Below are 22,493 nucleotides of genomic sequence, written 5' to 3' on the forward strand. Positions count from 1 at the left end.
CCGGCTGGCCGGCGAAGGCGTTCGGCTCAATAAGCGATGCACACCGACTTGTTCTCGGTGTAGGCCTCGATGGCCGCATGGCCCATCTCGCGACCGATGCCCGACTGCTTGTAGCCACCGAAGGGCATCGACGGGTCCAGCATGTTGTGGGTGTTGACCCAGACAGTGCCGGCCTTGATCTGCGGAATCAGCTGCATGACCCGCCCCAGGTCGTTGGACCAGATGCTCGCCCCCAGCCCGTACTGGTTGTCATTGGCCAGGCCCACCACTTCGTCCAGGGTGTCGAACGGCGTGGCCACCACCACCGGGCCGAAGATTTCCTCGCGCACCAGTTGCTGGTCGGCGTGCACATCGGCCACCACCGTCGGGCGCACATAGAAGCCCCGCTCGCCATGGGCGACACCGCCACAGAGCAGCCGGGCGCCCTCTTCGACTCCGCGCTGGACCATCTGCAGCACGCGCTTCTGCTGCTTGGCGGAAATCAGCGGATTGATCTGTGCCTGCTCGTCCAGCCCCGGCCCGATGCTCAGGGACCCGGCAATGGCCACCAGGCGCTCCAGCACCTCGTTATAGATACGGCGCTGGATGTACAGCCGCGAACCCGCCGTGCACACCTGCCCCTGGTTGAAGAAGATCGCCCCGGCGGCGCCGGCGGCGGCGGTCTGCGGGTCGCAGTCGTCAAGCACGATCACCGGCGATTTGCCGCCCAGTTCCAGGGAAAAACGGGTCATGTTGTCCACCGCGGCATGGCCGATCAGCTTGCCCACCTGGGTCGAGCCGGTGAACGCCAGCTTGTCGATTCCCGAATGGGCGGCCAGGGCCGCGCCGGCCTGGGCGCCACTGCCGGTGACCACGTTGACCACCCCGGGGGCGATCCCCGCTTCCAGGCACAACTGGCCCAGGCGCAACGCGATCAGCGGGGTTTCGTCCGCCGGCTTGAGCACCACGGTGCAGCCACAGGCCAGGGCCGGAACGATTTTCCAGATGGCCATCAGCAGCGGGAAGTTCCACGGCACTATGGCCCCCACCACGCCCACCGGCTCCGGCACGGTGTAGGCCCGGTACTGCGCCCCGGGCACTGCGGCGATGGAGACATCCAGGCTCTTGCCCTCGATCTTGGTGGCCCAGCCGGCCATGTAGCGGGTGAACTCCGCGGCCGCTCCCACCTCCAGGGCCCGGGCCAGGTGGATCGACTGGCCGTTGTTGAGGGTTTCCAACTGCGCCAGTTCCTCGCCATTGGCTTCCAGCAGGTCCGCCAGCTTCAGCAGCAGGCGCTCGCGGTCGGCGGGGCGCTGCGCCTTCCAGCTACCCTCGAAGGCCCGACGTGCGGCGTTCACCGCCAGGTCGATATCGGCCTGGGCAGCTGCCGCGACCTCGGCCAATTGTTCGCCACTGGCGGGGTTGTACACCGCCATCCGCGCACCGCTGAGGGCCGGCTGGCTGTGACCGTCGATCAGCAGGCCATGCTGACTGTCTATGAATGCAGCGACACGTGGGTCGATGGCAACGCTCATCTTGAATCCTCGCAGGTAGACCTAGTTCGAGATGGACTTTGAGCGCAAAGGCGCACGCCGTCTTGACCCTGGCTGCCGCGAAACTTGGCCCTGGCTGCCAGCCCCGCCAGGGCCTTCGCTGGCAAGCCAGCCCCTGCAGGTGCGCGCCATTGGCCAGCGAACAGGCCCGCAAACCCGCCACTGGCAGCCTGGGTCAAGTGCCCTGGCACACAGAGGCAAGCCAGGGGCGCATAAATGACGCACTAATATCTCCACGCTGTCCGTGCGTTATCAGGAGACTCAACGTGAGCGAACCAAGCCGTTTCTGGCACCCCATGCTGCACCCCAACGAAATGAAGCAACGCGAGCCGATCCGCATCGTCCGTGGCGACGGCTGCTATGTGTATGACGACAAGGGCCACCAGCTGGTGGATGGCGTTGCCGGGTTGTGGAACGTCAACGTCGGCCACAACCGCAAGGAAGTGAAGGCGGCGATCACCGCGCAACTTGATGAACTGGAATACTTCCAGCTGTTCGACGGGGTCAGCCATCCCCGGGCCGAAGAACTGTCGCGGGTGGTGATGAACCTGCTGGAACCCGAGGACATGCGCCGGGTGGCCTTCAGCTCCGGCGGCTCGGACGCCATCGAAAGCGCTTTGAAGCTGGCCCGCCAGTACTGGAAGCTCGAAGGCCAGGCCGACCGCACCAAGTTCATTTCCCTGCGCCAGGGCTACCACGGCACCCACTTCGGTGGCGCCTCGGTCAATGGCAACACGGTGTTCCGCCGCAACTATGAGCCGCTGCTGCCGGGCTGCTACCACATCGATACCCCCTGGCTGTACCGCAACCCCTACAGCCAGGACCCGGAAGAACTGGGCAAGATCTGCGCCGACCTGCTGGAGCGGGAAATCCAGTTCCAGAGCCCGGACACCGTCGCCGCCTTCATTGCCGAGCCGATCCAGGGCGCTGGCGGCGTGATAGTGCCACCGGCCAACTACTGGCCGCTGATCCGCGAAGTCTGCGACAAGTACGGCGTATTGCTGATCGCCGACGAAGTGGTCACCGGCTTCGGTCGCAGCGGCTCGATGTTCGGCAGCCGCCTGTGGGGCGTCAAGCCCGACATCATGTGCCTGGCCAAGGGCATCACCTCGGGCTACATCCCCCTGGGTGCCACGGTGGTCAACCGGCGCATCGAGGAAGCCTTCGAGAAGAACGCCAACTTCACCGGGGCCATCATGCATGGCTACACCTACTCCGGGCACCCGGTAGCCTGCGCCGCCGCCCTGGCGTGCCTGGACATCGTGGTCAAGGAGGACCTGCCGGCCAACGCCGCGAAAATGGGCGACTACATGCTCGACAAGCTGAAGCCCTTCGTCGAGCGCTTCGACACCGTCGGCGAAGTGCGCGGCAAGGGCCTGATGCTGGCCCTGGACCTGGTGGCGGACAAGAGCACCCGCGAACCCATCGACCCCATGAGCGGCTACGCCAATCAGGTGGCACAGATCGCCCGGGACAACGGGGTCATGGTGCGCCCGGTGGGCACCAAGATCATTCTCTCGCCGCCCCTGGTAATCCAGCAGGCACAGGCCGATGCCATAGTCGACGCCCTGGCCGAAGGCTTGAGCAAGGCCCGCCGCTAACCCCGGCCGCAGGCTGCGATCGAGGCAATCACGATCGCAGCCTGCAGCGCTGGAGGCTTGCCAGGCACGCCCAGCAGGGTTTCACTGTGGCAGTCCGGGTTCCGGACAGGATTAACCCACGTCCTTGCGCCCCTTTCACCGAGCCACTGCCCCAGGTCCAGCCAGGAGCCATCCGATGAACGCACCCGCCTCCCTGCCCGGCCCCCATGAACTGGGCCACCGCTGCATCGCCGCTTTCACCCGGGTAGTACCCGCCAGCCTCTGCGCCTTCTACCGCATCGATGCCCAACTGCAGGCCCGGGATTTTTCGCTGTACCGCATGCCGGAGCAGATGCACCAGGCCTACCTGCAGCACTTTCGCCACTACGACCCCCTGCAACCCCGTCACTGCGCCGCGGCGGGGCGCCCGGTGCTGTCGCTGCACATGGGCATGGCCCACCAGGGCCATCACGAGAGCGAGGTTTATCAGGGGTTCCTGCAGCGCCATGGGGTACTGGATGTGGTGGAAATCCTGGCCCGCGATGGCGAACGGCCGGTCGCCGGCCTGTCGCTGCTGCGCGACGTCGGGCTGGGGCACTTCAGCGTGGAGGAACTGGGCACCCTGCATGCCTTGCAGGGCCTGCTGGAGATTGCCGCCCTGGCGCCCTGGTCCCAGGTCGATGAGCGCCTGTCGGGCCTGACACCCCGGGAGCGGGAAATCGCCTGGCTGCTGCGCGACGGCGCAGACAACAAGACCATCGCCCGGCGCCTGGACCTGGGCCTGCCCACGGTCAAGACCCACTTGATCAACCTGTTCCGCAAGGTCGGCGCCAGTAACCGTACGGAGCTGGTCAGGGCGCTGTTCCTGTAAAGCCCGGGCACTTCAACCATAAGGTTGATGGGCAACCCGGGGCTGGCGGCCGAACATGCAGCTCTCCTTGCTGACAAGAGCCTTGCCATGAACCCGCAACCTGAATGGATCACCGTCGGAGCCCTCGCCGATGGCTTTGCCGAAGACAATCACATCCTCCCGGCGGTCGACGACCTGGCCGGTCGCCGCCTGACCCTGCACTTCGACAACCACTGGCAGATCGAACACCATTTCGCCGCCCACACCCTGCGCTGGAACAACGTCGGGGAAGCGGCCGGCGCCGAGTTGCCCTATCGCGCAACCTGCCTGCGCCCCGGCATCTACCTGGTGGACTTCCTCAAGCACGAACAGGGGCAGATCCACTCGGTGAGCCTGGTCCTGGACCTTGAGCAGCAATGCTTCAGCGCCGTCATCGGGCAGATGCCCAGCCAGGCCGAATCCAGCGTCGACCTGTTCAGCCGGGCCCTGGCCGGTGGCGAGCTGACCTCGGTCAAGGCCCAGTTTCTCCACGGCGCCATCGACACGCCGGTCACCGCCAGCACGCCACGCCATGAACCCACCGATGAACTGGTGGGCCTGCGCAACCGGTACATCTACAGCGCCAGCGAGGCCTACGAGCACATCTACCTGAATGCCAACTTCTACAGCTGGCAATGCCTGCGGGGCGTCGAACAGGGGCTGGCGGATACCGACCGCTGCCACTACTACAAGATCGCCGAGCAGCTGTACCTGTTCGTCTGGCGAGAAAAGATCGTCCCGACCCTGGGCCTGGTGCTGATCGACCTCAAGGCCGGTCGCAGCGACGGCAAGATCTTCGGCTACCAGGGTGCCGACTTCAGCAGCGCCGCCAACTTTCCGGTGGGAGCCCTGGCAGAGGTGCTCAACCGTACCCGGCACCGCTGATACCCGCCCCCTGGCTCCAGGCTGCCGGCCCAGGCCGGCACCTGGGCCAGCCAGCCCTCTTCCTCACAGGACACTGCCATGACTCTGGGCCTCGATCTGCAACGCGTCGCCAGTTGCTACCAGACCGAACTGCAACTGTTTGCCGAGAAACACCCGCGCTCCGGCGCTTTCTACCAGGAAAACCTCCAGCATTGGCTGTACGGCGCGCCCTTGCACTGGATGCAGCAATGGCCCGGCTCCTACCCGATCATGGTGGCCGACGCCCAGGGCGCGACCCTCACCGATTGCGACGGTCATCACTACGTGGACTTTGCCCTGGGTGACACCGGAGCGATGTTCGGCCACGCCCAACCGGCGGTCGCCGCTGCCATCGCCGAACAGGCTCTGCATGGTTCGACCCTGATGCTGCCCACGGCCGACAGCCTGTGGGTCGGCAAGGAACTGACCCGGCGCTTTGGCCTGCCCTACTGGCAGGTCACCACCTCGGCCACCGACGCCAACCGTTTTGTCCTGCGCCTGTGCCGGATGATCACCGGGCGGCAGAAGATCCTGGTGTTCAACTGCAACTACCACGGCAGCGTCGACGAGTCCCAGGTGGAGTTCGACGCCCAGGGCCAGATGATCCCGCGGGACGGCGTGCACGCCAACGGCCTGCAGCACCAGGCCACCACGCGGCTGGTGGAGTTCAACGACCTGCCGGCCCTGGAAGCGGCCCTGGCCCATGGCGACGTGGCCGCGGTACTCACCGAACCCTTCATGACCAACGTCGGCATGGTGCCGCCAGCCCCGGGCTTTCATGATGGCCTGCGGGAGCTGACCCGGCGCTACGAGGTGCCGCTGATCATCGACGAGACCCACACCCTGTCCTGCGGCCCCGGCGGCTATTGCGGCGAGCACGGGTTGCAGCCGGATTTCTTCGTTCTCGGCAAATCCATCGCCGGTGGCATTCCCACGGCGGTCTGGGGCGCCAGCCAGGCCATGGCCGAACGGATCTGGCAGGTGCTGCCGCATTTCCAGCCGGGCCAGGCGATCAACCATTTCGGCTTCGGCGGCACTCTGGCCGGCAACGCCCTGCAGATGGCGGCCATGCGCGCCACCTTCAGCGAAGTGATGAACGAGGCCAGCTACGCCCATATGTTCCATCTCGCCGAGCGCCTGCGGGCCGGGGTCGAAGCCATCATCCACAAGCACCGCCTGCCCTGGCACGTGACCCGCATCGGCGCCCGGGTCGAATACCTGTTCATGCAGCAGCCTCCGCGCAACGGCGGCGAGGCCCATCATGCCCGCCATGGGCTGATCGAAGCCTATCTGCACCTGTACCTGCTCAATCGCGGGGTGTTGCTGACGCCGTTCCACAACATGGCGCTGCTGTGCCCGACCGCCAGCGAGGCGCAGGTCGACCTGCACAACCGCCTGCTGGACCAGTGCCTGGCCCAGGTTCTGCCAGGAGCAGGCTCATGAACCAGGATCTGCGTGGGCGCATCGCCCTGGTCACCGGTTCCGGCCAGGGCATCGGCCGGGCCATCGCCCAACTGTTCGCCGCCCAGGGGGCCAGGGTCATGCTGGCGACCCGCAGCGCGGCATCAGGCGATGAAACCCTGCGGCTGATTCGCCAAGCCGGCGGCACCGCCGAACTGCTGCCTGTGGACCTGGGCACCCGCAATGCCGCCGAACAGGCAGTGGCGGCAACCCTGGAGGCCTTCGGCGGCCTCGACCTGCTGCTGCACAATGCCGCGATCTTTCCGATGCAGAAACTGGCCGAACTGGAGGATGAAACCCTGGACAGCACCCTGGCGGTGAACCTGAAAAGCTGCTTCTGGCTGACCCGGGCCGCCTTGCCGGCGTTGCGTCGGTCCCAGCAGCCGAGGATCGTCATCACCTCCTCGGTCACCGGCCCGCGCACGGCGATTCCCGGACTCGCCCACTACGCGGCCTCCAAGGCCGGGGTCAATGGTTTCATCCGCGCTGCCGCGCTGGAGCTGGCGGAATATGCAATCACGGTCAACGGCGTGGAGCCCGGGCTGATTGCCACCCAGGCCATGGACAATCTCGGCGATGCTTCGACCCTGGCTTCGAGCATTCCCCTGAAGCGCCTGGGCAGTGCCGAGGATATTGCCTGGGCCATGCTGTTCCTGGCGTCACGGCAAGCGGGCTATATCACCGGCCAGACCCTGGTGGTGGATGGCGGCGCCCTGCTCCCGGAAAACACCCAGCTATAGAAACTGCCGCCCTCCACACCGGCACCTAAGAGGCGGACCGGCTGGCGCCCTCCATGGAGAACGACGGGCGTAGGAGCTGGCCTGCCAGCGAAGGCGACCCCGAGCGCAACACAGGGCTTGAGGCCCTCTTCGCCGGCAAGCCGGCTCCTACGAAGGGGTCAGGTCAGCTGCCGCTGCGGATCTTGTTCCACAGGCGGGTGCGGATGCGGTCGATGTCCAGCGGCATGGCCTCCAGGGCAAACAGCTTGTCCATCATTTCCGGGCTCGGATAGACCTTGGTGTCGTTCTTGATGGCCGGGTCGATCAGGCTGTCGGCCTGCAGGTTACCGTTGGCGTAGTGCACGTAGTTGCTCACGCTGGCCATCACTTCGGGGCGCAGCAGGTAGTTCATGAAGGCATAGCCGGCCTGCTCATCCGGGGCATCCACTGGCATGGCCACCATGTCGAACCAGATCGGCGAGCCTTCCTTGGGAATCGAGTAGCCGATCTCCACCCCGTTCTTCGCCTCCCTGGCACGGCTTTCCGCTTGCAGGATGTCGCCGGAGAATCCCACCGCCACGCAGATATTGCCGTTGGCCAGGTCGCTGGTGTACTTCGACGAGTGGAAGTAGCTGACATAAGGCCGGACCTTCATCAACAACGCCTCGGCCTGCTTGTAGTCAGCCGGGTTCTTGCTGTGGTGCGCCAGCCCGAGGTAATTGAGAGCGGTAGGGATCAGTTCCGGGCCGTTGTCGAGGATCGCCACCCCGCACTTCTGCAGCTTCTGCATGTACTCGGGCTTGAAGATCAGGTCCCAGGAATCCAGTGGGGCATCGTTGCCCAGCACTTCCTTGATCTTGGCCACGTTGTAGCCAATGCCGGTGCTGCCCCAGAGGTAGGGGAAGCCGTGCTGGTTGCCCGGGTCGTTGACCTCCAGGGCCTTGAGCAGCACCGGGTTGAGGTTCTTCCAGTTGGGCAGCTGGCTCTTGTCGAGCTTCTTCAGTGCCCCGCCCTGAATCTGCCGGGCCATGAAGTGGTTGGAAGGAAACACCACGTCATACCCGGATTTTCCGGTCATCAACTTGCCGTCCAGGGTCTCGTTGCTGTCATAGACGTCGTAGGTGAAACCAATCCCGGTTTCCTTCTGGAAGGCCTTGGTGGTGTCCGGGGCGATGTAGTCCGACCAGTTGTAGATCTTCACCGTATCGGCCTGGGCCAGGGACGTGGCCAGGAACAACGGGCTGAGCAATAGCAACGCGCAAGTCTTGCGGATCATGAGTCGATACCTGTGGCTGGTTTTGTTGTTGGCAGGCAATCAAGGGATCAGAAAATCAAGACGTAGGTCTTGCGCACCGTTTCCTGGATATCCCAGATCCCAGTGCTGTTGGCCGGCAACATCAGTGCATCGCCGGCTTCTATGTGCAGGGTTTCGCCGTTGTCCGGGGTGAAGGTGCAACGGCCCTGGATGAAGTGGCAGAACTCCTGGGCGACGATCTGCCGCCGCCAGCGCCCCGGGGTGCATTCCCAGATGCCGGTCTCGACCCCGTCGTTGCGTTCGACGGCGGTCACCGAGGTCACGGCCACCGGAGTGCCCAGGGGCACCGCCACTGGTGCCGATTCGGCCAGGATGGCGGTGGCGGTTTGCTTGAATTGGGTGATGCTCATGGTTCTACCTTTCGACGGAAAATCCGAACGGACAGCGTTCGGTACATAGAGGCCGGCTCAGTGCATGAAACCTTCCATGAAGCCGGCGATCCGGCTGGCCATCCTGCGCCGCCATGGAGCCGAGGCCGGGTTGGCCAGAGTCTGGTCCTCGTGCACGAAGCTGCGAATGATCGCGTTGTAGCCCAGCCAGCGGCACGGCTCCGGCTCCCAGGCCCGCAGGGCCTCCAGGCCGCACTCGGGCATGACCCAGGGCTGGTGTACCAGAGGGCTGTCGCGTTCCAGGATCAGGTCCGCCAGGGTCCGGCCGCCGAGGTTGCTGGCGCCGACGCCCTCGCCGCCATAGCCGCCGGACAGGGCGATGCCCTTGCGCCGGTCGCAGAGCATGTGCGGCTTGAAGTGCCGGGACATGCCCAGGTTGCCGCCCCAGGAATGGCTGATGCGCACGTTCTTGAGTTGCGGGAACAGCTCGCCGAACAGGTAGCGGCGCAGTTCCACCTCGTCACGGGTCAGGTCGAAGTCATGGCGCAGCTTGCTGGCGAACTGATAGCCGCCCCGGGCACCGAACACCAGCCGGTTGTCCATGGAGCGCTGGCCATAAGTCACCTGTCGGCTGCTTTCGCTGAAGGCCTGGCCCTGGCTCAGGCCGATTTCTTCCCAGACGGACTCCGCCAGCGGCTCGGTGGCCACCAGCAGGCTTTGCACCGGCAACTGGTAGCGGCCCAGGGGCGGCAAGGTGACCGAATAGCCTTCCACTGCCGGCACTATCCAGCGGCTGCGCACCGAAGCCTGGGCCGTCTGCAGGCTGCCGGACTGCCAATGGGTCACCGGGCTGTTTTCATAGAGGGTCACCCCCAGGCGCTCAACCGCCCGGGCCAGGCCGCGCACCAGCTTGGCAGGCTGGATGGTGGCGCAATGCGGGGCAAAGATACCGCCATAGGGCTTGGCCAGGCGGATCTGCTGGGCCAGTTGCTCGGGGTTGAGCCAGCGGTAGTCGTCCTGGTTCAGGCCCTGGGCATAGAGCGTGTCCAGATAGTGGCGCAGGCTGGTTTCCTGCTCCGGGTAGCGGGCGGCGCAATACAGCACCCCGCCCTTGCGGTAATCGCAGTCGATGCCCTCACGTTCGATGACATTGGCCACTTCATCGGGGATGCCGTGCAACAGGTCGAAGGAGGCCCGGCGCTGCTGCGGCGACAGAGCGGCCAGCAGCCGGTCTTCTCCCAGCAGGTTGCCCATCAGCCAGCCGCCATTGCGGCCCGAGGCACCAAAACCGGCGGTTTGCGCTTCGATCACCGCAATATTCAACTGCGGCGCCTGGCGCTTGAGGTAATAGGCGGTCCACAGCCCGGTATAGCCGGCGCCGATGATCGCCACGTCCAGGTCCAGGTCTTGCGCAAGCTGCGGCCGCGGCAATAGCGGCTCGTCGAGCTGGTCCATCCACAAACTGATACTGCGCCACGCTGGCATGCAAGCACTCCGCAACCCGAATTTCGAATGCGGCGATCCTAGTGCCTGGCCTCAGGGGCTGTCTTGCGCGCGTGCACGCAAAGAAATTTGCTTGGCGTAGGCCTTGGGCGACTGGCCGGTGTGCTGGCGAAAACAGCTGTAGAAGGCCGACAGCGAGTTGAACCCTGCGGCAAACGCCAGCTCGTCGATGCGCAGCGGCGGCGTGGCCTGGTCCAGCGCTGCCAGCAGATGCTGCAGGCGCGCCTGGTTGACGTAGCGGTAGAAGCTCTGCCCCAGCACCTGGTTGAGCAGGTAGGAAATCTGGTTGCGGCTGTAACCGCATTCCCGGGACACCCGCTGCAGGTCCAGCTCGGGGTCCAGGTACGGCTGCTGGCGCTGGAAATACTGCTGCAGGTCCTCGGCCATGAAACTCAACTGGCGCGGCGACAGCCCCAGCCGGCTGGCCGCCGGGCGCAGTCTGGCGGAGGACTTGCTCGGTGCCGGCTCCCGGACCAGTGAGGCGTACTCGTTGACCCGCCAGATCAGCCCGTCGCGCACGGTGATCGCTTCACTGGAGCGAAATGACACCAGGCCCTGGCCGCCGCGCAGGGTCACCTGGTACTGGATAAACGCGGTGTTGCCATCCAGGCGGATGCGATCGCTGTGCTCCAGGGCCTCGTCGGGAGCCCGGGGCATGCTGGCCCGCACGTATTCGCGCAGCTCCTCCAGGCCCAGGGTACGGTTCTGGAAAAAGTCGTTGTACTGGATGTCCGGGTGGTACAGCGCCATTACTCCATCCAGGTCCCGGTGCTTCCAGCACAGGTGGTAGCGCATCACGGTTTCACCGGTAGCCTGGGTGTGCAGCGGCCCGTCATCGGGGGCAGACATAGGTTTCTCGAACAGGAAAAGGCGCAGCTTGCCGAACTTCGCCAAGGGCTTCAACGACCGGCCGCCGGCCAGATACGGCAGCCGCCGGGGGGTGCCTGGGAGATGACATGACTTGCATCAATAATCCGTGAGTGAACCGCCGGACGGTGGGCAAAAAAACTGCGAACCGTCACAAGCCAATGCTATTTTTAAAACCTCAACCGATCGGGTCATTGACGATCCGGTCGTTCCTACCGCGAGCACAAGGAAGCGCTCAATGAATCAAGGTGGGCCACCGATGAACAGAGTCTGGGCCAGTAAAGTCACCTTTCCCAACGCCTGCCAGCTGATGCGCTGGCATTTTCATCCCATGGGTTTCGAAGCCAGCATGGATGCGCCCGGCAGCATGATCGCCCGGCTCTTCGATCGCGCCAGCGGCGAAACCATGATCGCCATCGCCGGCATTCCCTGTGCCACGGTGATGAGCGCTGCGGATGTCGAACGAATAATCGAGGCGGTGGAAGATGAGCTGGAGGCCTTTTCCCCGTCCCTGGCACTCAAGGCCTGAAGCCCCGCTGCCTCACCCGAAGCCCGCCTCGCCAGCGGGCTTTTTTCATGTCGCCTGGCGCAAGTCCTGGAAGTACGGCTTGTCTCGCGGTACCCGGTCCGAAGCCTTGGGCGCATTGCCCGAGGGGCCTTCCTGGCGGTCCACATACCAGTAGCAATGCTTGGCGGCCCGGGTGATGCCCACATAGGCCAGCCGCAGGATCTCGTCCTTCTGTGCGCTGTCGTAGGGCTCGGCATCGCCGTCCTTGCCCAACCCGGCCATGCGATAGACCTGGTTCTTGTACGGCGAGCTGCTCAGGTGCTGGCAGTCGCCCAGCAGGAATACCGCATCCGCCTGCAGTCCCTTGGCGCTGTGATAGGTCAGCTGTTTCAGGCGCCGCGACCCTGGAGGCAGACTAGAATCAACATTAACTATTTGTGAAATAACGTTTTCAATCAGTAACTTATCACTACTTTTTCGAAACAACATCAAGATCGAATCACCCTGCTCATAGTGCTCAGCCAGACGCTGGGCCAGGCCCTGATCATCGCGATCGAGCACCTGCACCGGCCACAGCTCTGTAGCTTCGCCGCTGGCCTTGGCCTTCTTTCCGGCAATGGCCGGCGCCGCGCGGACAATATGCTCCGCGGCATCGATCACATGCTGATGGCTGCGGTAGTTCTCGCTGAGCATAACCCGGGTGGTGCCCGGGGACGGGAACTCCTTGTTGAACTCGATGAAGTACTTGGGCGAGCTGCCCCGCCAGCCGTAGATCGACTGCCAGTCGTCACCGACACAGAGCAGCGAGGAATGCTGGGCGGCGCGCCCGATGTGCAAGGCGGCGCCTCGGCTGCGGATCGCCGCAAGGCTGGCCCTGATCCAGGAAACGATCTGCGGCGAAACATCCTGGAACTCGTCGATCATCAAGTGTGACATCGGGCGCAGGCAGGCATCGCTGAGCAGCTTGAAGTTCTCCGGCGAGCGCTCGCTGAACAGGGCGAACATGCGGTTGTAGCTCATGATGGGCGGCGACTGATCCAGCAGATGGTCCTCCAGCGCTCGCCAGAACAGGCTGAGGGCCTCGAAGAAAAACCGGTCCGGATCGTCCTGCGCAAAACTCATGCCCGCGACGGCATCGCCCACTTCCAAGCCCAGGTTCTCGATAAAGCCTGCGGCGGCGACAAAGCAATCGAGCAGCGGCGCCGACGCCAGCTCACCCTTGACCTTGTAATCGAAACCCGGACCGCCATTGACCTGGGCCGAAAAGGCGCCGGCAGAACGCTTTGAAGCTTCGTAACTATCAAGCCAAATCAATGGCTTACGACAAAAAGCTTGAAACAGGGTGCGCTTTACAGCCCACTCCGCCCGCACCGTCAGCTTGGCCCCGGGCCGGGTCAGCTGCGGGCTCTCGCGCGGGTCGAAACCCAGCACCACCCAGGCGTCCAGCTCCGCACAATAGCCATGGCTGTGAAAGGTCGCACCGTTGATTTCGAACCGCTGGCGCTGCGGCTCGATGCCCTTGATCGGCCAGGCGCCCGCGCGAAACCACAGGTCCTCCACGGTGTCGCAGAGTTCTTCATCGCGCTTGGCCGCCAGTTCGGTCACCGCCATGCGCTTTTGCACGTCCGGGTGATCGCGCTCCAGTTCCTTGAGCTGCAGGGCGTGGCGTACCAATGGCTGCAACGCCAGGCGAAAGCGCGGGTCATCGCGGTACAGTGCCTGGTAGCAGGCATTCAGGTGCCGACGCTGGGCGTCGTTGATGCGCAGATCGAATGGGTTGCTGTCCACCTCGTCTTCGCCGCCCTGGAGCCGATCGCTGAGGTTCTCGAAGGCCTGCAGGCGCTCGAAGCCCGGCAGGCTGCGGACCATGGGCAGAATCCGCGAGTGGAAGGTCCGCACCAGCTCCCGGGCTTCCCTGGCGCCCAGTTGCCGCCCCCACAGGGCAAAGACTTGCGTGAGCTTGGTGATGAAGTCCTTGCGCGACTCCCGGGTGAAGGTCACCACGGTCATGGCGTCCAGTTCGAAGCCCAGATAGTGATGCAACAGCAGCAGGCGCAGCACCAGCGAGGTTGACTTGCCGGCGCCGGCCCCGGCGATCACCGCGGTGGCGGGTGTGTCGCTGAAAATCATCTTCCACTGCGCGGCGCTGGGTTGCGCCGCGGCGGGCAGCAGGCGGGCGACATCGGCCTTGAAGCGCTTTTTCAGCTCGGGGCTCAACGGCAGGCGCCAGTCATCGAACAGCCGGTCATCCACCCCGGGCGGGCGGTGCTCGGTGTTGCGGCTGTCGCGGATCAACAGCACCTGGCGGCCTTCCTCCAGCCCCTCGAGCCGGCCTTCCTGGTAGCCGTATTCCACGCCGGCAGTGTGGCCACTGCGAAAGCCATCGGCCTGACCATGCAGCCAGGAAGCCCGATGCTGGGCCCGCAGGCGGTTCAGGCCATGGCCGAAGAAGCGCGCCGCGAGGCGTTTCAACAAGGGCATCTGGGCCAGGGGCAAAAGCTCGGGGGGCAGATCGGGGGTGTGTTGCGACACGCGGACTCCAGGGTGTGAGGCTGAGCAGTAATCTTCGGCGGATTGTTCCACGGTATCCAGCCAATTGCTTGCAGGTCATTAACTTAAGCGATGAACCGAAGGTTTAACACCAACTTTGCGACAAAATAATCATCTAATTTTACGATTGGATTACGGCATTTTTTGCGCTTTTTATCGATCTATAGCTGATGGAAGATGCTCGCCATCAACCAACGGTTATCGTTTTCTGGCCCGGGTACAACGTGCCATGACGAGCCCTTAATGAGGAGAAGATCATGCTTGAACTCAGACCTTTCAGCTCCCTGGGCGGCGCGCACCACGGCTGGCTGGATGCCCACCACCATTTTTCCTTCGCCGAGTACCATGACCCCAAGCGCATGCACTGGGGCAACCTGCGGGTCTGGAACGATGATGTGATCGCCCCTGGCACCGGTTTCCCCCAGCACCCGCACCGGGACATGGAAATCATCACCTACGTTCGCGAAGGGGCCATCAGCCACCAGGACAACCTGGGCAACAAGGGCCGCACCGAAGCCGGTGATGTGCAGGTGATGAGCGCCGGCACCGGGATCGCCCACAGCGAGTACAACCTGGAAGCCACGCCAACCAAGATCTTCCAGATCTGGATCATCCCCAACCAGGCAGGCTCCGCGCCTTCCTGGGGTGCCAAGCCTTTTCCCAAGGGCCAGCGTGAAGGTTTCGTGACCCTGGCCAGTGGCAAGGCTGGCGATGAGGAAAGCCTGCGGATTCGCGCCGATGCGCGGCTGGTGGCGGCCAACCTGAAGGCCGGGGAAACGGCCGAGTATCACCTGGACGACGGGCGCCGGGCTTACCTGGTTCCGGCGACCGGCGCGATTGAAGTCAACGGCTTGCGCGCCGAAGCTCGAGACGGCGTCGCGGTTGAGAATGAGCCGGTGCTGCGGGTGACGGCCCTGCAGGACAGCGAGATCGTGCTGGTGGATCTGGCGTGAAATACAGCGGCCAATAAAAAGGGGCGACCGTGATGGTCGCCCCTTTTTTTGCCTGACGGGCCCGGAGCGCCGGTCAGTTGCCGCTGATGGCGGTGTCCACCAGGGTCTGGGCTTCCTGCACCAGCTGCTTGAGGTGGTCGTCGCCGATGAAGCTTTCAGCGTAGATCTTGTAGATGTCTTCAGTACCCGACGGGCGTGCGGCGAACCAGCCGTTCTCCGTCATGACTTTCAGGCCGCCAATGGCCTGGTCGTTGCCCGGTGCATGGCTGAGGATCTGCTGGATCGGCTCGCCGGCCAGTTGGGTCGAAGTCACCTGCTGTGGCGACAGCTTGCTGAGCAGGGCCTTCTGCTGCGGGTTGGCCTTGGCATCGACGCGGACCGAGAACGGCTCACCCAGCTCGTCGCACAGGGCGCGGTAGGCCTGGCTCGGATCGCGACCGGTACGCGCGGTCATTTCCGCCGCCAGCAGGGACGGGATCAGGCCGTCCTTGTCGGTGCTCCAGACGCCACCGTCACGGCGCAGGAAAGAGGCACCGGCGCTTTCTTCGCCGCCAAAGCCCAGTGAGCCGTCGAACAGGCCATCGGCAAACCACTTGAAGCCCACCGGCACTTCATACAGACGGCGGCCCAGGCGTGCAGCGACCCGGTCGATCAGGCCGCTGCTGACCACGGTCTTGCCCACCGCGGCATCAGCGCGCCATTGCGGGCGATTCTGGAACAGGTAATCGATGGACACCGCCAGGTAGTTGTTCGGCGCCAGCAGGCCGCCGCTCGGGGTGACGATGCCGTGGCGATCGTGATCGGGGTCGCAGGCGAAGGCCACGTCGAAGCGTTCCTTGAGGCCGATCAGGCCCTGCATGGCGTAGCTGGAGGACGGGTCCATGCGGATCTGCCCGTCCCAATCCACCGACATGAAGCGGAAAGTGGCGTCCACTTGCTTGTTCACCACCTCCAGGTCCAGGCGGTAGTGCTCGGCGATCGCCGACCAGTAGCGCACCCCTGCTCCGCCCAGCGGATCCACGCCCAGGCGCAGCTTGGCGTTGCGGATGGCGTCCAGGTCGATGACATTGATCAGGTCGGCGACGTAGGTGTTGAGGTAATCGTGGCGATGGGTGGTATCGGCCTTCAGCGCCTGTTCGTAACTGATGCGCTTGACCCCGGCCAGCTTGGCTGCCAGCAGTTCATTGGCCTTGGCTTCGATCCACTTGGTGATGTGGGTGTCGGCCGGGCCGCCGTTGGTGGGGTTGTACTTGTAGCCGCCGCTTTGTGGCGGGTTATGGGACGGGGTGATGACGATGCCGTCCGCCAGGCCCGATGTACGCCCACGGTTGTAGCAGAGGATGGCGTGGGACACCGCTGGGGTCGGGGTGTACTCGTCGCCGGCAGCAATCATCACGGTCACGCCATTGGCCGCCAGCACTTCCAGGGCGCTGGCCCCGGCCGGGGTCGACAGGGCATGGGTGTCGATGCCGACAAACAGCGGGCCGTCGATGCCCTGGGATTCGCGGTACAGGCAAATGGCCTGGCTGATGGCCAGCACATGCCATTCGTTGAAACTCAGATCGAACGAGCTGCCACGGTGCCCGGAGGTGCCGAAGGCCACACGCTGGGTAGACACCGATGCATCAGGCTGACCGGTGTAATAAGCCGTAACCAGTCGCGGGATGTCGACCAACAATTCAGCCGGTGCCGGTTTGCCCGCAAAAGGACTGAGAGTCATGCAAAACCTCTGGAAAAGGATGGTTCGGAAATGGGCCGCAGTTTACTGGCAGTTTGACCGCAGCGCGATGGAATCTATCCCGGCGCCCCGGCCCTTTTATGCAGTAGCCGGCTTGCCGGCAAAATGACTCCCAGGGGAAAAACTAAAAAGCCGGCGCAAGGGCCGGCAAATCGAGGCAATAAAAAACGCCAGGCTTTGCCTGGCGTTGGGATCAGACCGGTTCGACCTGAAGCGCGACCCGTTCGCGGCATGGGCATTCATCCATGTAGCGGTGCGCCTCGACAAACTCGTTGAACGCGAATACCCGGGTCTTCAGGGGGAGCAGCACCCGGTCCGCGGTGAGCTGGTTGATGTCGCGCAACGCACGCTGCAGCGCGACCTGATCCTGGACAATTCCCAACTCCGGCTTGCCAGTGAAGTTGCCGATGCAATGGACGAAGAACTGGATGTTCTTCTGGAACGCCGCGCAGGCCGGGAACGGCGTCTGGTTGCCGCCTTGCAGGCCATAGAGCACCAGGCTGCCACGGGGCGCCAGGACATCGCCGAGCATGGACATCTGCGGGCCGCCCAGGCCGTCGAACACCACGTCGACACCGCGGTTGTCGGTGAGCTTGTTGATCTGCATCAACAGGTCCTGTTCCTCGGTGACAATCACCTTCTCGGCACCCAGGGACAGCAGGTATTCACGCTCTTCAGCGGTCTTGGTGGCGGCAATCACCCGCACACCCAGGGCCTTGCCCAACTGGACAAAGGACGGCCCGGCGCAATGGCTGGCGTCCGTGACCAGGGCAAACTGCCCCGGCTTGACCCGCGCCAGGTCGGCGTAGGCGAAATAGGCGATCAGCAGCGGCGTGTAATGAACAGCAGCCTCGATCGGGCTGAGAACATCGGGATAACGGGTCAGGGCCGAACGCGGCAGGACGATCAGCTCGCCATACACCGGGTAATCGTTGGGGCTTTCGGCGGGAAAACTCGCCACCTTGTCACCTACCGCCAGGTCGTCGACGCCCTCGCCCACGGCCGTGACCACACCGGCCATTTCGTGCCCGAGGCCCGAGGGCAGGCGCGCATGGGACGACGCCAGGTTCTGCCGCCAGAGCACGTCATACCAGCTGATACCGATGGCTTCGACTCGTACCTGCACTTCGCCTGGCGCAGGCAACGAGGCCGCATGCTCTTCGCATTTGAGCACCTCGGCCGGTCCAAACTTGTGAAAACGAATCGTGCGGGACATCGCAAACCTCGTCAAATTAACCTCTAATGCCGCGAACTTTATCCGGGCTTTGCAAGCAAGACTATCAGTGCCTATTAATAGTCGACATGCCTGGCATTGATTTCGTGCCCTTGAAAATCGGGGCGTACAGCGTGCTCGAACCTTGCCCGGCTACAAACAAACAACATTTAGCCGATGCAGAGTACCAGCCTTTCCCCGTAAGATTCACGCCGGCCATTGTTCCGATATGGTCGCTCCCGTCAAGCTCGCTGACTCTGCCAGGACTCCAGATGAATCGTAATGACCTGCGTCGTGTCGACCTGAATCTGTTGATCGTATTCGAAACACTGATGCACGAACGCAGTGTGACCCGCGCCGCCGAGAAGCTGTTCCTCGGCCAGCCGGCCATCAGTGCAGCCCTGTCGCGCCTGCGCAACCTGTTCGACGATCCGCTGTTCGTGCGTACCGGGCGCAGCATGGAGCCCTCGGCCCGGGCAGTGGAAATCTTCGCCCTGCTCTCGCCGGCCCTGGATTCGATCTCCACCGCCGTCAGCCGCGCCGCCGAATTCGACCCGGCCACCAGCACCGCCGTGTTCCGTATCGGTCTTTCCGACGACGTGGAATTCGCCCTGCTGCCGATGCTGCTCAAACGCCTGCGCGCCGAAGCCCCGGGCATCGTGCTGGTGGTGCGCCGCGCCAACTACCTGCTGATGCCCGCGCTGCTGGCCTCCGGCGAAATCTCCATCGGCGTCAGCTACACCGCCGACCTGCCGGCCAACGCCAAGCGCAAGGTCCTGCGCCGCAGCCTGCCCAAACTGCTGCGGGCCGACACCGTGCCCGGCCCCCTGACCCTGGACGACTTCTGCGCCCGCCCCCACGCCCTGGTGTCGTTCGCCGGGGACCTGAGCGGGTTCATCGATGAGGAGCTGGAGAAGCTCGGACGCAAGCGCCACGTCGTGCTCGCCGTACCGCAATTCAACGGCCTGAGCACCCTGCTGGCCGGCACCGACATCCTTGCCACCGTGCCCGACTACACCGCCGACGCCCTCACCGCCGCCGGCGGCGTACGCGCCGAAGACCCGCCGCTGCCAGTACGCAGCTTCGAACTGCACATGGCCTGGCGCGGTTCACAGGACAACGATCCGGGCGAGCGTTGGTTGCGCTCAAGAATTCAGATGTTCTTTGGCGATCCAGACAGTCTTTGATCAAGTGCCACAGGCATCCATAGATTCTTCTGAAAAGAGTCCTTTAGCGACTAATTCGGTCTGTAGCTTTCCGTCAGGTTCCGCTGGCTTGCGAAGTATTCGGGGGCATAAGTGGGGGCAAACCCTGGCTGCTTGAAAGGGATGCCCCCAAGGAAGAAGTCAGCGGCTAGCCCTTGGCTATGAAACATGCGTTGACGAACGTTGCCGTGTGCCGCAAGGCCTGACGGATATCCGGCTTGGCTAGCCCATGCCTGTTGGCAAATTGCTCGACGGCCGCGGTATCAAATCGAGTGGTCTGGATAAAGTCCAAGGCTTCGGGTTTTGTATTCATGAACCGCGCCACGAGAGGAATGCTCAGCAGCCACTTCAGCAATCGGAGCGAGATATGATGCCTGGGAGGCTTTAAGCCCAAAGGTTGCGCCACCTGGACCAGGAGTTCTCGCAAATTGGGAGTTTGCGCATCCAGCGCCAGCAGCTCCTCACCCGCCATGGCGGGATCAAAAGCACAAGCCGCCACCAGCTCAACCAGGTAATCCACGGTAACCAGTGGCAGCCAGTGCTGGGCGGTACCGGGCACTGCCGTCAGTTTTCCCAGCACAAGGTTGCGGATCAGCTCCACCAGTGGCTGGCCGTCAAGGATATGCCCCGTGCGGCTGTGGCCACAAACCGTCGCGGGGTGGACAACGGTGATCTCCCCGCCCTTGGCGGACATGAGCTCCAAGGTCGCAAAATGCGCCTCCAGCTTGCTCGCCTCGTAACCACCGACATGGCGGTAGACGGCAGGCCAGTTCGTCCGCCGCGGATAACGAGGATCGATGCCGATGCGTTGCAGATTCTCATGGTTTTTCAGCATGTAGCCGCCGATCATCACTAACCGGCTGTTTTGCTCTGCCGCCAACAGCGCCACCCGCTTTGCCCCTTCGACATTCACCGCACGAGACTGCTCCAATGACAGCCCCCAGGCGAAGTGTGCGCCCAGGTGGAATACGACTCTGGCGTGCCTTAGCACTTCCCGGTCAGCAGGACTCAGCCCTAGGTTATCCCGCTCCAGATCGCCGGCCACGGCAAATACCCGGCTTGCGTCTCCTCCCAAATTGACGACTTGCTCCCGCAATTCAGCCAGTCGCTCTGGGCGACGCATCAACACCCCGACGGTGTGGCCTTTTGCGCTCAGGCATGCCAGCAAATGTTGACCGATGAAGCCGGTACCCCCGGTGACAAAGCACTCCACGCTCATTTCCCTGTTCCTTGTTCAAGGTAAGGAACCAAACGTAAACTATCGACCCAACTCTATGGTCAAGCGGTGTTTTCATGAAAATTGGCGAAATCGAGGCCCGGAGCGGCGCCAGCCGCCATACGCTGCGTTACTACGAGCAAATCGGCCTGATCTCACCGCAGCGGCGAACTAACAACTACCGCGTTTACACAGCACAAACGCTGCAGGACCTGGACTTTATCCAGCGCGCGCAAAGCATGGGCTTTTCCCTGGGGGAGATAGGCGAGATTCTGGAGGCGCAGCGCAACCAGATGATCGATTGTGCGGACGGCGCCAAGCTCATTGAAAGAAAAATGGCAGAGATCGAACAGAAAATCGCCAACCTCCAAAGCATTTATCGGTACCTGGATCAAGAGCGTGCAAACCTCGAAGCCAGTGCCGCCAGGCAACTTGAGCTTCAGCAACTCAACAGTTCTTCCATCTGATTGGAAATGCACTACGAACTGAGCTGGCAGACCATGGACCTCGACGCACGGGGCTACGATGGCCAGCCAGCCGGCACCTGCGACAACAGCCAATGTTGCGTCAGCCGCAATAACTAATTGCACGCCAGGGAATTGATAGCAGCCTAACGAAAGGTGCATGCTAGAGGGCTTGCTTGGCGCTTATATCATTCCGAATGATAGTTACCTTCGCTTCATTCGATTCGTGAGATACAACCCTGCCGAGCATCATCCGCCCATCTCAAATACAGTGGCGGATGCACCATGGACCAGTCAGTCAAACTCCTACGTTTTCCACTCGCCGTTCTCGCCGTGCTGGTGATGAGCGCGTGCGGCAAAGCCCCTGAGACCGCCTCCGCCCCGCCCGCTGCCAAAGTCAGCGTGGCCAAGGTGCTGGAACAGCCGGTCAACGAATGGGATGAATTCACCGGGCGCCTGGAAGCCCCGGAAACCGTCGAGATCCGGCCTCGGGTCTCGGGCCAGATCGATCAGGTGGCCTTCACCGAAGGCGCCCTGGTGAAGAAAGGCGACCTGCTGTTCCAGATCGACCCACGGCCTTTCCAGGCTGAAGTACGCCGCCTCGAAGCCCAGCTGCAACAGGCTCGGGCCACCGCGACCCGCAGTGCCAACGAAGCCCAGCGCGGCCAGCGCCTGCTGACCAGCAACGCGATTTCCGCCGAGCTGGCCGACACCCGCACCAGCGCCGCCCAGGAAGCCCGGGCCGGGGTCGATGCGATCCAGGCCCAGTTGGACGTGGCCAAGCTCAACCTGAGCTTCACCCGGGTAGTGGCGCCCATCAGCGGCCGGGTCAGCCGCGCGCAGATCACCGCCGGCAACCTGGTGACCGCCGATGTCACCCCGCTCACCAGCCTGGTCTCCACCGACAAGGTCTACGCCTACTTCGACGCCGACGAGCGCGTGTACCTCAAGTACACCCAGCTCGCCCGCCAGGGCCAGCGCGGCCAGACCACCCCGGTGTACCTGGGCCTGTCCAATGAAGAAGGCCACCCGCACCTGGGGCAGATGAACTTCGTCGACAACCAGGTCAACCCCAAGACTGGCACCATCCGTGGCCGCGCGGTGTTCGACAACAGCGACGGCAGCTACACCCCGGGCCTCTATGCGCGCCTGAAACTGGTGGGCAGTGGCACCTACTCGGCGATGCTGATCAACGACGAAGCCGTGGGCACCGACCTGGGCAAGAAGTTCGTGCTGGTGATGGACGCCGACAACAAGCCGGCCTACCGCGCCGTGGAACTGGGGCCGAAGATCGAAGGCCTGCGCATCGTGCGCAACGGTCTGAGCAAGGACGACACCATCATCGTCAAGGGCTTGCAGCGGGCACGTCCCGGCGCACCGGTCACGCCTGAAGTGATCCCCATGGCCAGCAAGGAAACCCTCGCCGCCCTGGCCCAACAACGCCAAGCACTGGAAGCCAGCAACCTGCCGCAGGTCACCCCTGCCAAGGCGGCTCCGGCTGTGAAACTCGCCGCTACGACACCGCGCGGTTAAGGGACGACTCTCAAG

Annotated in this window: 19 protein-coding genes; 10 read left to right on the forward strand and 9 right to left on the reverse strand. The window is 63.6% G+C overall.

Annotated features, from left to right (window positions below; translation table 11 throughout):
- Positions 1-26 precede the first annotated feature (26 nt).
- Positions 27-1,514, reverse strand: a complete 1,488-nt coding sequence (locus AC1RMG_RS06300) for an aldehyde dehydrogenase family protein (protein WP_493168713.1) — start codon at positions 1,512-1,514, stop codon at positions 27-29.
- Positions 1,515-1,798: 284 nt separating this feature from the next.
- Here AC1RMG_RS06300 and AC1RMG_RS06305 point away from each other — a divergent pair, with 284 nt between their 5' ends.
- The 5 genes from AC1RMG_RS06305 (at position 1,799) to AC1RMG_RS06325 (ending at position 7,105) form a co-directional block, all read left to right on the forward strand.
- Positions 1,799-3,133, forward strand: a complete 1,335-nt coding sequence (locus tag AC1RMG_RS06305; RefSeq protein WP_370059190.1) for an aspartate aminotransferase family protein — start codon at positions 1,799-1,801, stop codon at positions 3,131-3,133.
- 175 nt (positions 3,134-3,308) lie between these two features.
- Entirely contained in the window at positions 3,309-3,983 is a 675-nt protein-coding gene (locus AC1RMG_RS06310) for a helix-turn-helix transcriptional regulator (RefSeq protein WP_019095321.1), read from the forward strand.
- A gap of 87 nt (positions 3,984-4,070) precedes the next feature.
- On the forward strand, positions 4,071-4,886 hold the full coding sequence (locus AC1RMG_RS06315; RefSeq protein ID WP_053151844.1) for a molybdenum cofactor biosynthesis F family protein: 816 nt from the start codon (positions 4,071-4,073) through the stop codon (positions 4,884-4,886).
- Between the two features lie 78 nt (positions 4,887-4,964).
- Positions 4,965-6,347, forward strand: coding sequence for an aspartate aminotransferase family protein (locus AC1RMG_RS06320; RefSeq protein ID WP_370059191.1), 1,383 nt, complete (start codon positions 4,965-4,967; stop codon positions 6,345-6,347).
- Positions 6,344-7,105: an SDR family oxidoreductase gene (locus AC1RMG_RS06325; protein WP_125062353.1), complete on the forward strand. Its 762-nt coding sequence runs from the start codon at positions 6,344-6,346 to the stop codon at positions 7,103-7,105. Before AC1RMG_RS06320 ends, AC1RMG_RS06325 begins: the two co-directional genes overlap by 4 nt.
- 163 nt (positions 7,106-7,268) lie before the next feature.
- On the opposite strand, the gene AC1RMG_RS06330 is transcribed toward AC1RMG_RS06325, so the two are convergent.
- Genes AC1RMG_RS06330 through AC1RMG_RS06345 form a run of 4 tightly spaced genes read right to left on the reverse strand, consistent with a single transcriptional unit; the run spans position 7,269 to position 11,080 of the window.
- A complete protein-coding gene (locus tag AC1RMG_RS06330; RefSeq protein WP_401154258.1) occupies positions 7,269-8,360 on the reverse strand; it encodes a polyamine ABC transporter substrate-binding protein in 1,092 nt (363 codons plus the stop codon).
- Positions 8,361-8,407: 47 nt separating this feature from the next.
- A complete protein-coding gene (locus tag AC1RMG_RS06335; protein ID WP_011061509.1) occupies positions 8,408-8,749 on the reverse strand; it encodes a cupin domain-containing protein in 342 nt (113 codons plus the stop codon).
- A 57-nt stretch (positions 8,750-8,806) separates the two neighbouring features.
- Complete coding sequence (locus AC1RMG_RS06340; protein WP_346624905.1) at positions 8,807-10,213, reverse strand: NAD(P)/FAD-dependent oxidoreductase; 1,407 nt, start codon at positions 10,211-10,213, stop codon at positions 8,807-8,809.
- Positions 10,214-10,264: 51 nt separating this feature from the next.
- Positions 10,265-11,080, reverse strand: coding sequence for a helix-turn-helix domain-containing protein (locus tag AC1RMG_RS06345; protein WP_011061511.1), 816 nt, complete (start codon positions 11,078-11,080; stop codon positions 10,265-10,267).
- Between the two features lie 277 nt (positions 11,081-11,357).
- Between AC1RMG_RS06345 and AC1RMG_RS06350 the strand changes: the two genes are divergently transcribed.
- Positions 11,358-11,627, forward strand: coding sequence for a DUF1652 domain-containing protein (locus AC1RMG_RS06350; protein ID WP_011061512.1), 270 nt, complete (start codon positions 11,358-11,360; stop codon positions 11,625-11,627).
- A gap of 45 nt (positions 11,628-11,672) precedes the next feature.
- On the opposite strand, the gene AC1RMG_RS06355 is transcribed toward AC1RMG_RS06350, so the two are convergent.
- Positions 11,673-14,138 (reverse strand): UvrD-helicase domain-containing protein, encoded by a 2,466-nt coding sequence (locus tag AC1RMG_RS06355; protein ID WP_493168717.1) that lies wholly within the window; start codon positions 14,136-14,138, stop codon positions 11,673-11,675.
- Between the two features lie 275 nt (positions 14,139-14,413).
- Here AC1RMG_RS06355 and AC1RMG_RS06360 point away from each other — a divergent pair, with 275 nt between their 5' ends.
- A complete protein-coding gene (locus AC1RMG_RS06360) occupies positions 14,414-15,109 on the forward strand; it encodes a pirin family protein (protein ID WP_011061514.1) in 696 nt (231 codons plus the stop codon).
- A 73-nt stretch (positions 15,110-15,182) separates the two neighbouring features.
- Here the strand turns inward: AC1RMG_RS06360 and pgm are convergent, their stop codons facing one another.
- Positions 15,183-16,829, reverse strand: coding sequence for a phosphoglucomutase (alpha-D-glucose-1,6-bisphosphate-dependent) (pgm, locus tag AC1RMG_RS06365; protein WP_011061515.1), 1,647 nt, complete (start codon positions 16,827-16,829; stop codon positions 15,183-15,185).
- A gap of 211 nt (positions 16,830-17,040) precedes the next feature.
- On the reverse strand, positions 17,041-18,063 hold the full coding sequence (locus AC1RMG_RS06370; protein ID WP_011061516.1) for a zinc-dependent alcohol dehydrogenase family protein: 1,023 nt from the start codon (positions 18,061-18,063) through the stop codon (positions 17,041-17,043).
- A gap of 269 nt (positions 18,064-18,332) precedes the next feature.
- Here AC1RMG_RS06370 and AC1RMG_RS06375 point away from each other — a divergent pair, with 269 nt between their 5' ends.
- Positions 18,333-19,247, forward strand: a complete 915-nt coding sequence (locus AC1RMG_RS06375; protein ID WP_011061517.1) for a LysR family transcriptional regulator — start codon at positions 18,333-18,335, stop codon at positions 19,245-19,247.
- A gap of 166 nt (positions 19,248-19,413) precedes the next feature.
- Here AC1RMG_RS06375 and AC1RMG_RS06380 read toward each other — a convergent pair whose 3' ends face one another.
- Complete coding sequence (locus AC1RMG_RS06380) at positions 19,414-20,484, reverse strand: SDR family oxidoreductase (RefSeq protein ID WP_161466286.1); 1,071 nt, start codon at positions 20,482-20,484, stop codon at positions 19,414-19,416.
- 74 nt (positions 20,485-20,558) lie between these two features.
- Here AC1RMG_RS06380 and AC1RMG_RS06385 point away from each other — a divergent pair, with 74 nt between their 5' ends.
- Together AC1RMG_RS06385 and mexE are read left to right on the forward strand one after the other, a co-directional pair.
- Positions 20,559-20,948 (forward strand): MerR family transcriptional regulator, encoded by a 390-nt coding sequence (locus AC1RMG_RS06385; protein WP_019095332.1) that lies wholly within the window; start codon positions 20,559-20,561, stop codon positions 20,946-20,948.
- Between the two features lie 282 nt (positions 20,949-21,230).
- Complete coding sequence (gene mexE / locus AC1RMG_RS06390) at positions 21,231-22,478, forward strand: multidrug efflux RND transporter periplasmic adaptor subunit MexE (protein WP_493168720.1); 1,248 nt, start codon at positions 21,231-21,233, stop codon at positions 22,476-22,478.
- Positions 22,479-22,493: the final 15 nt, after the last annotated feature.

The organism is Pseudomonas sp. GW822-FHT04H02 (genome assembly GCF_058800645.1).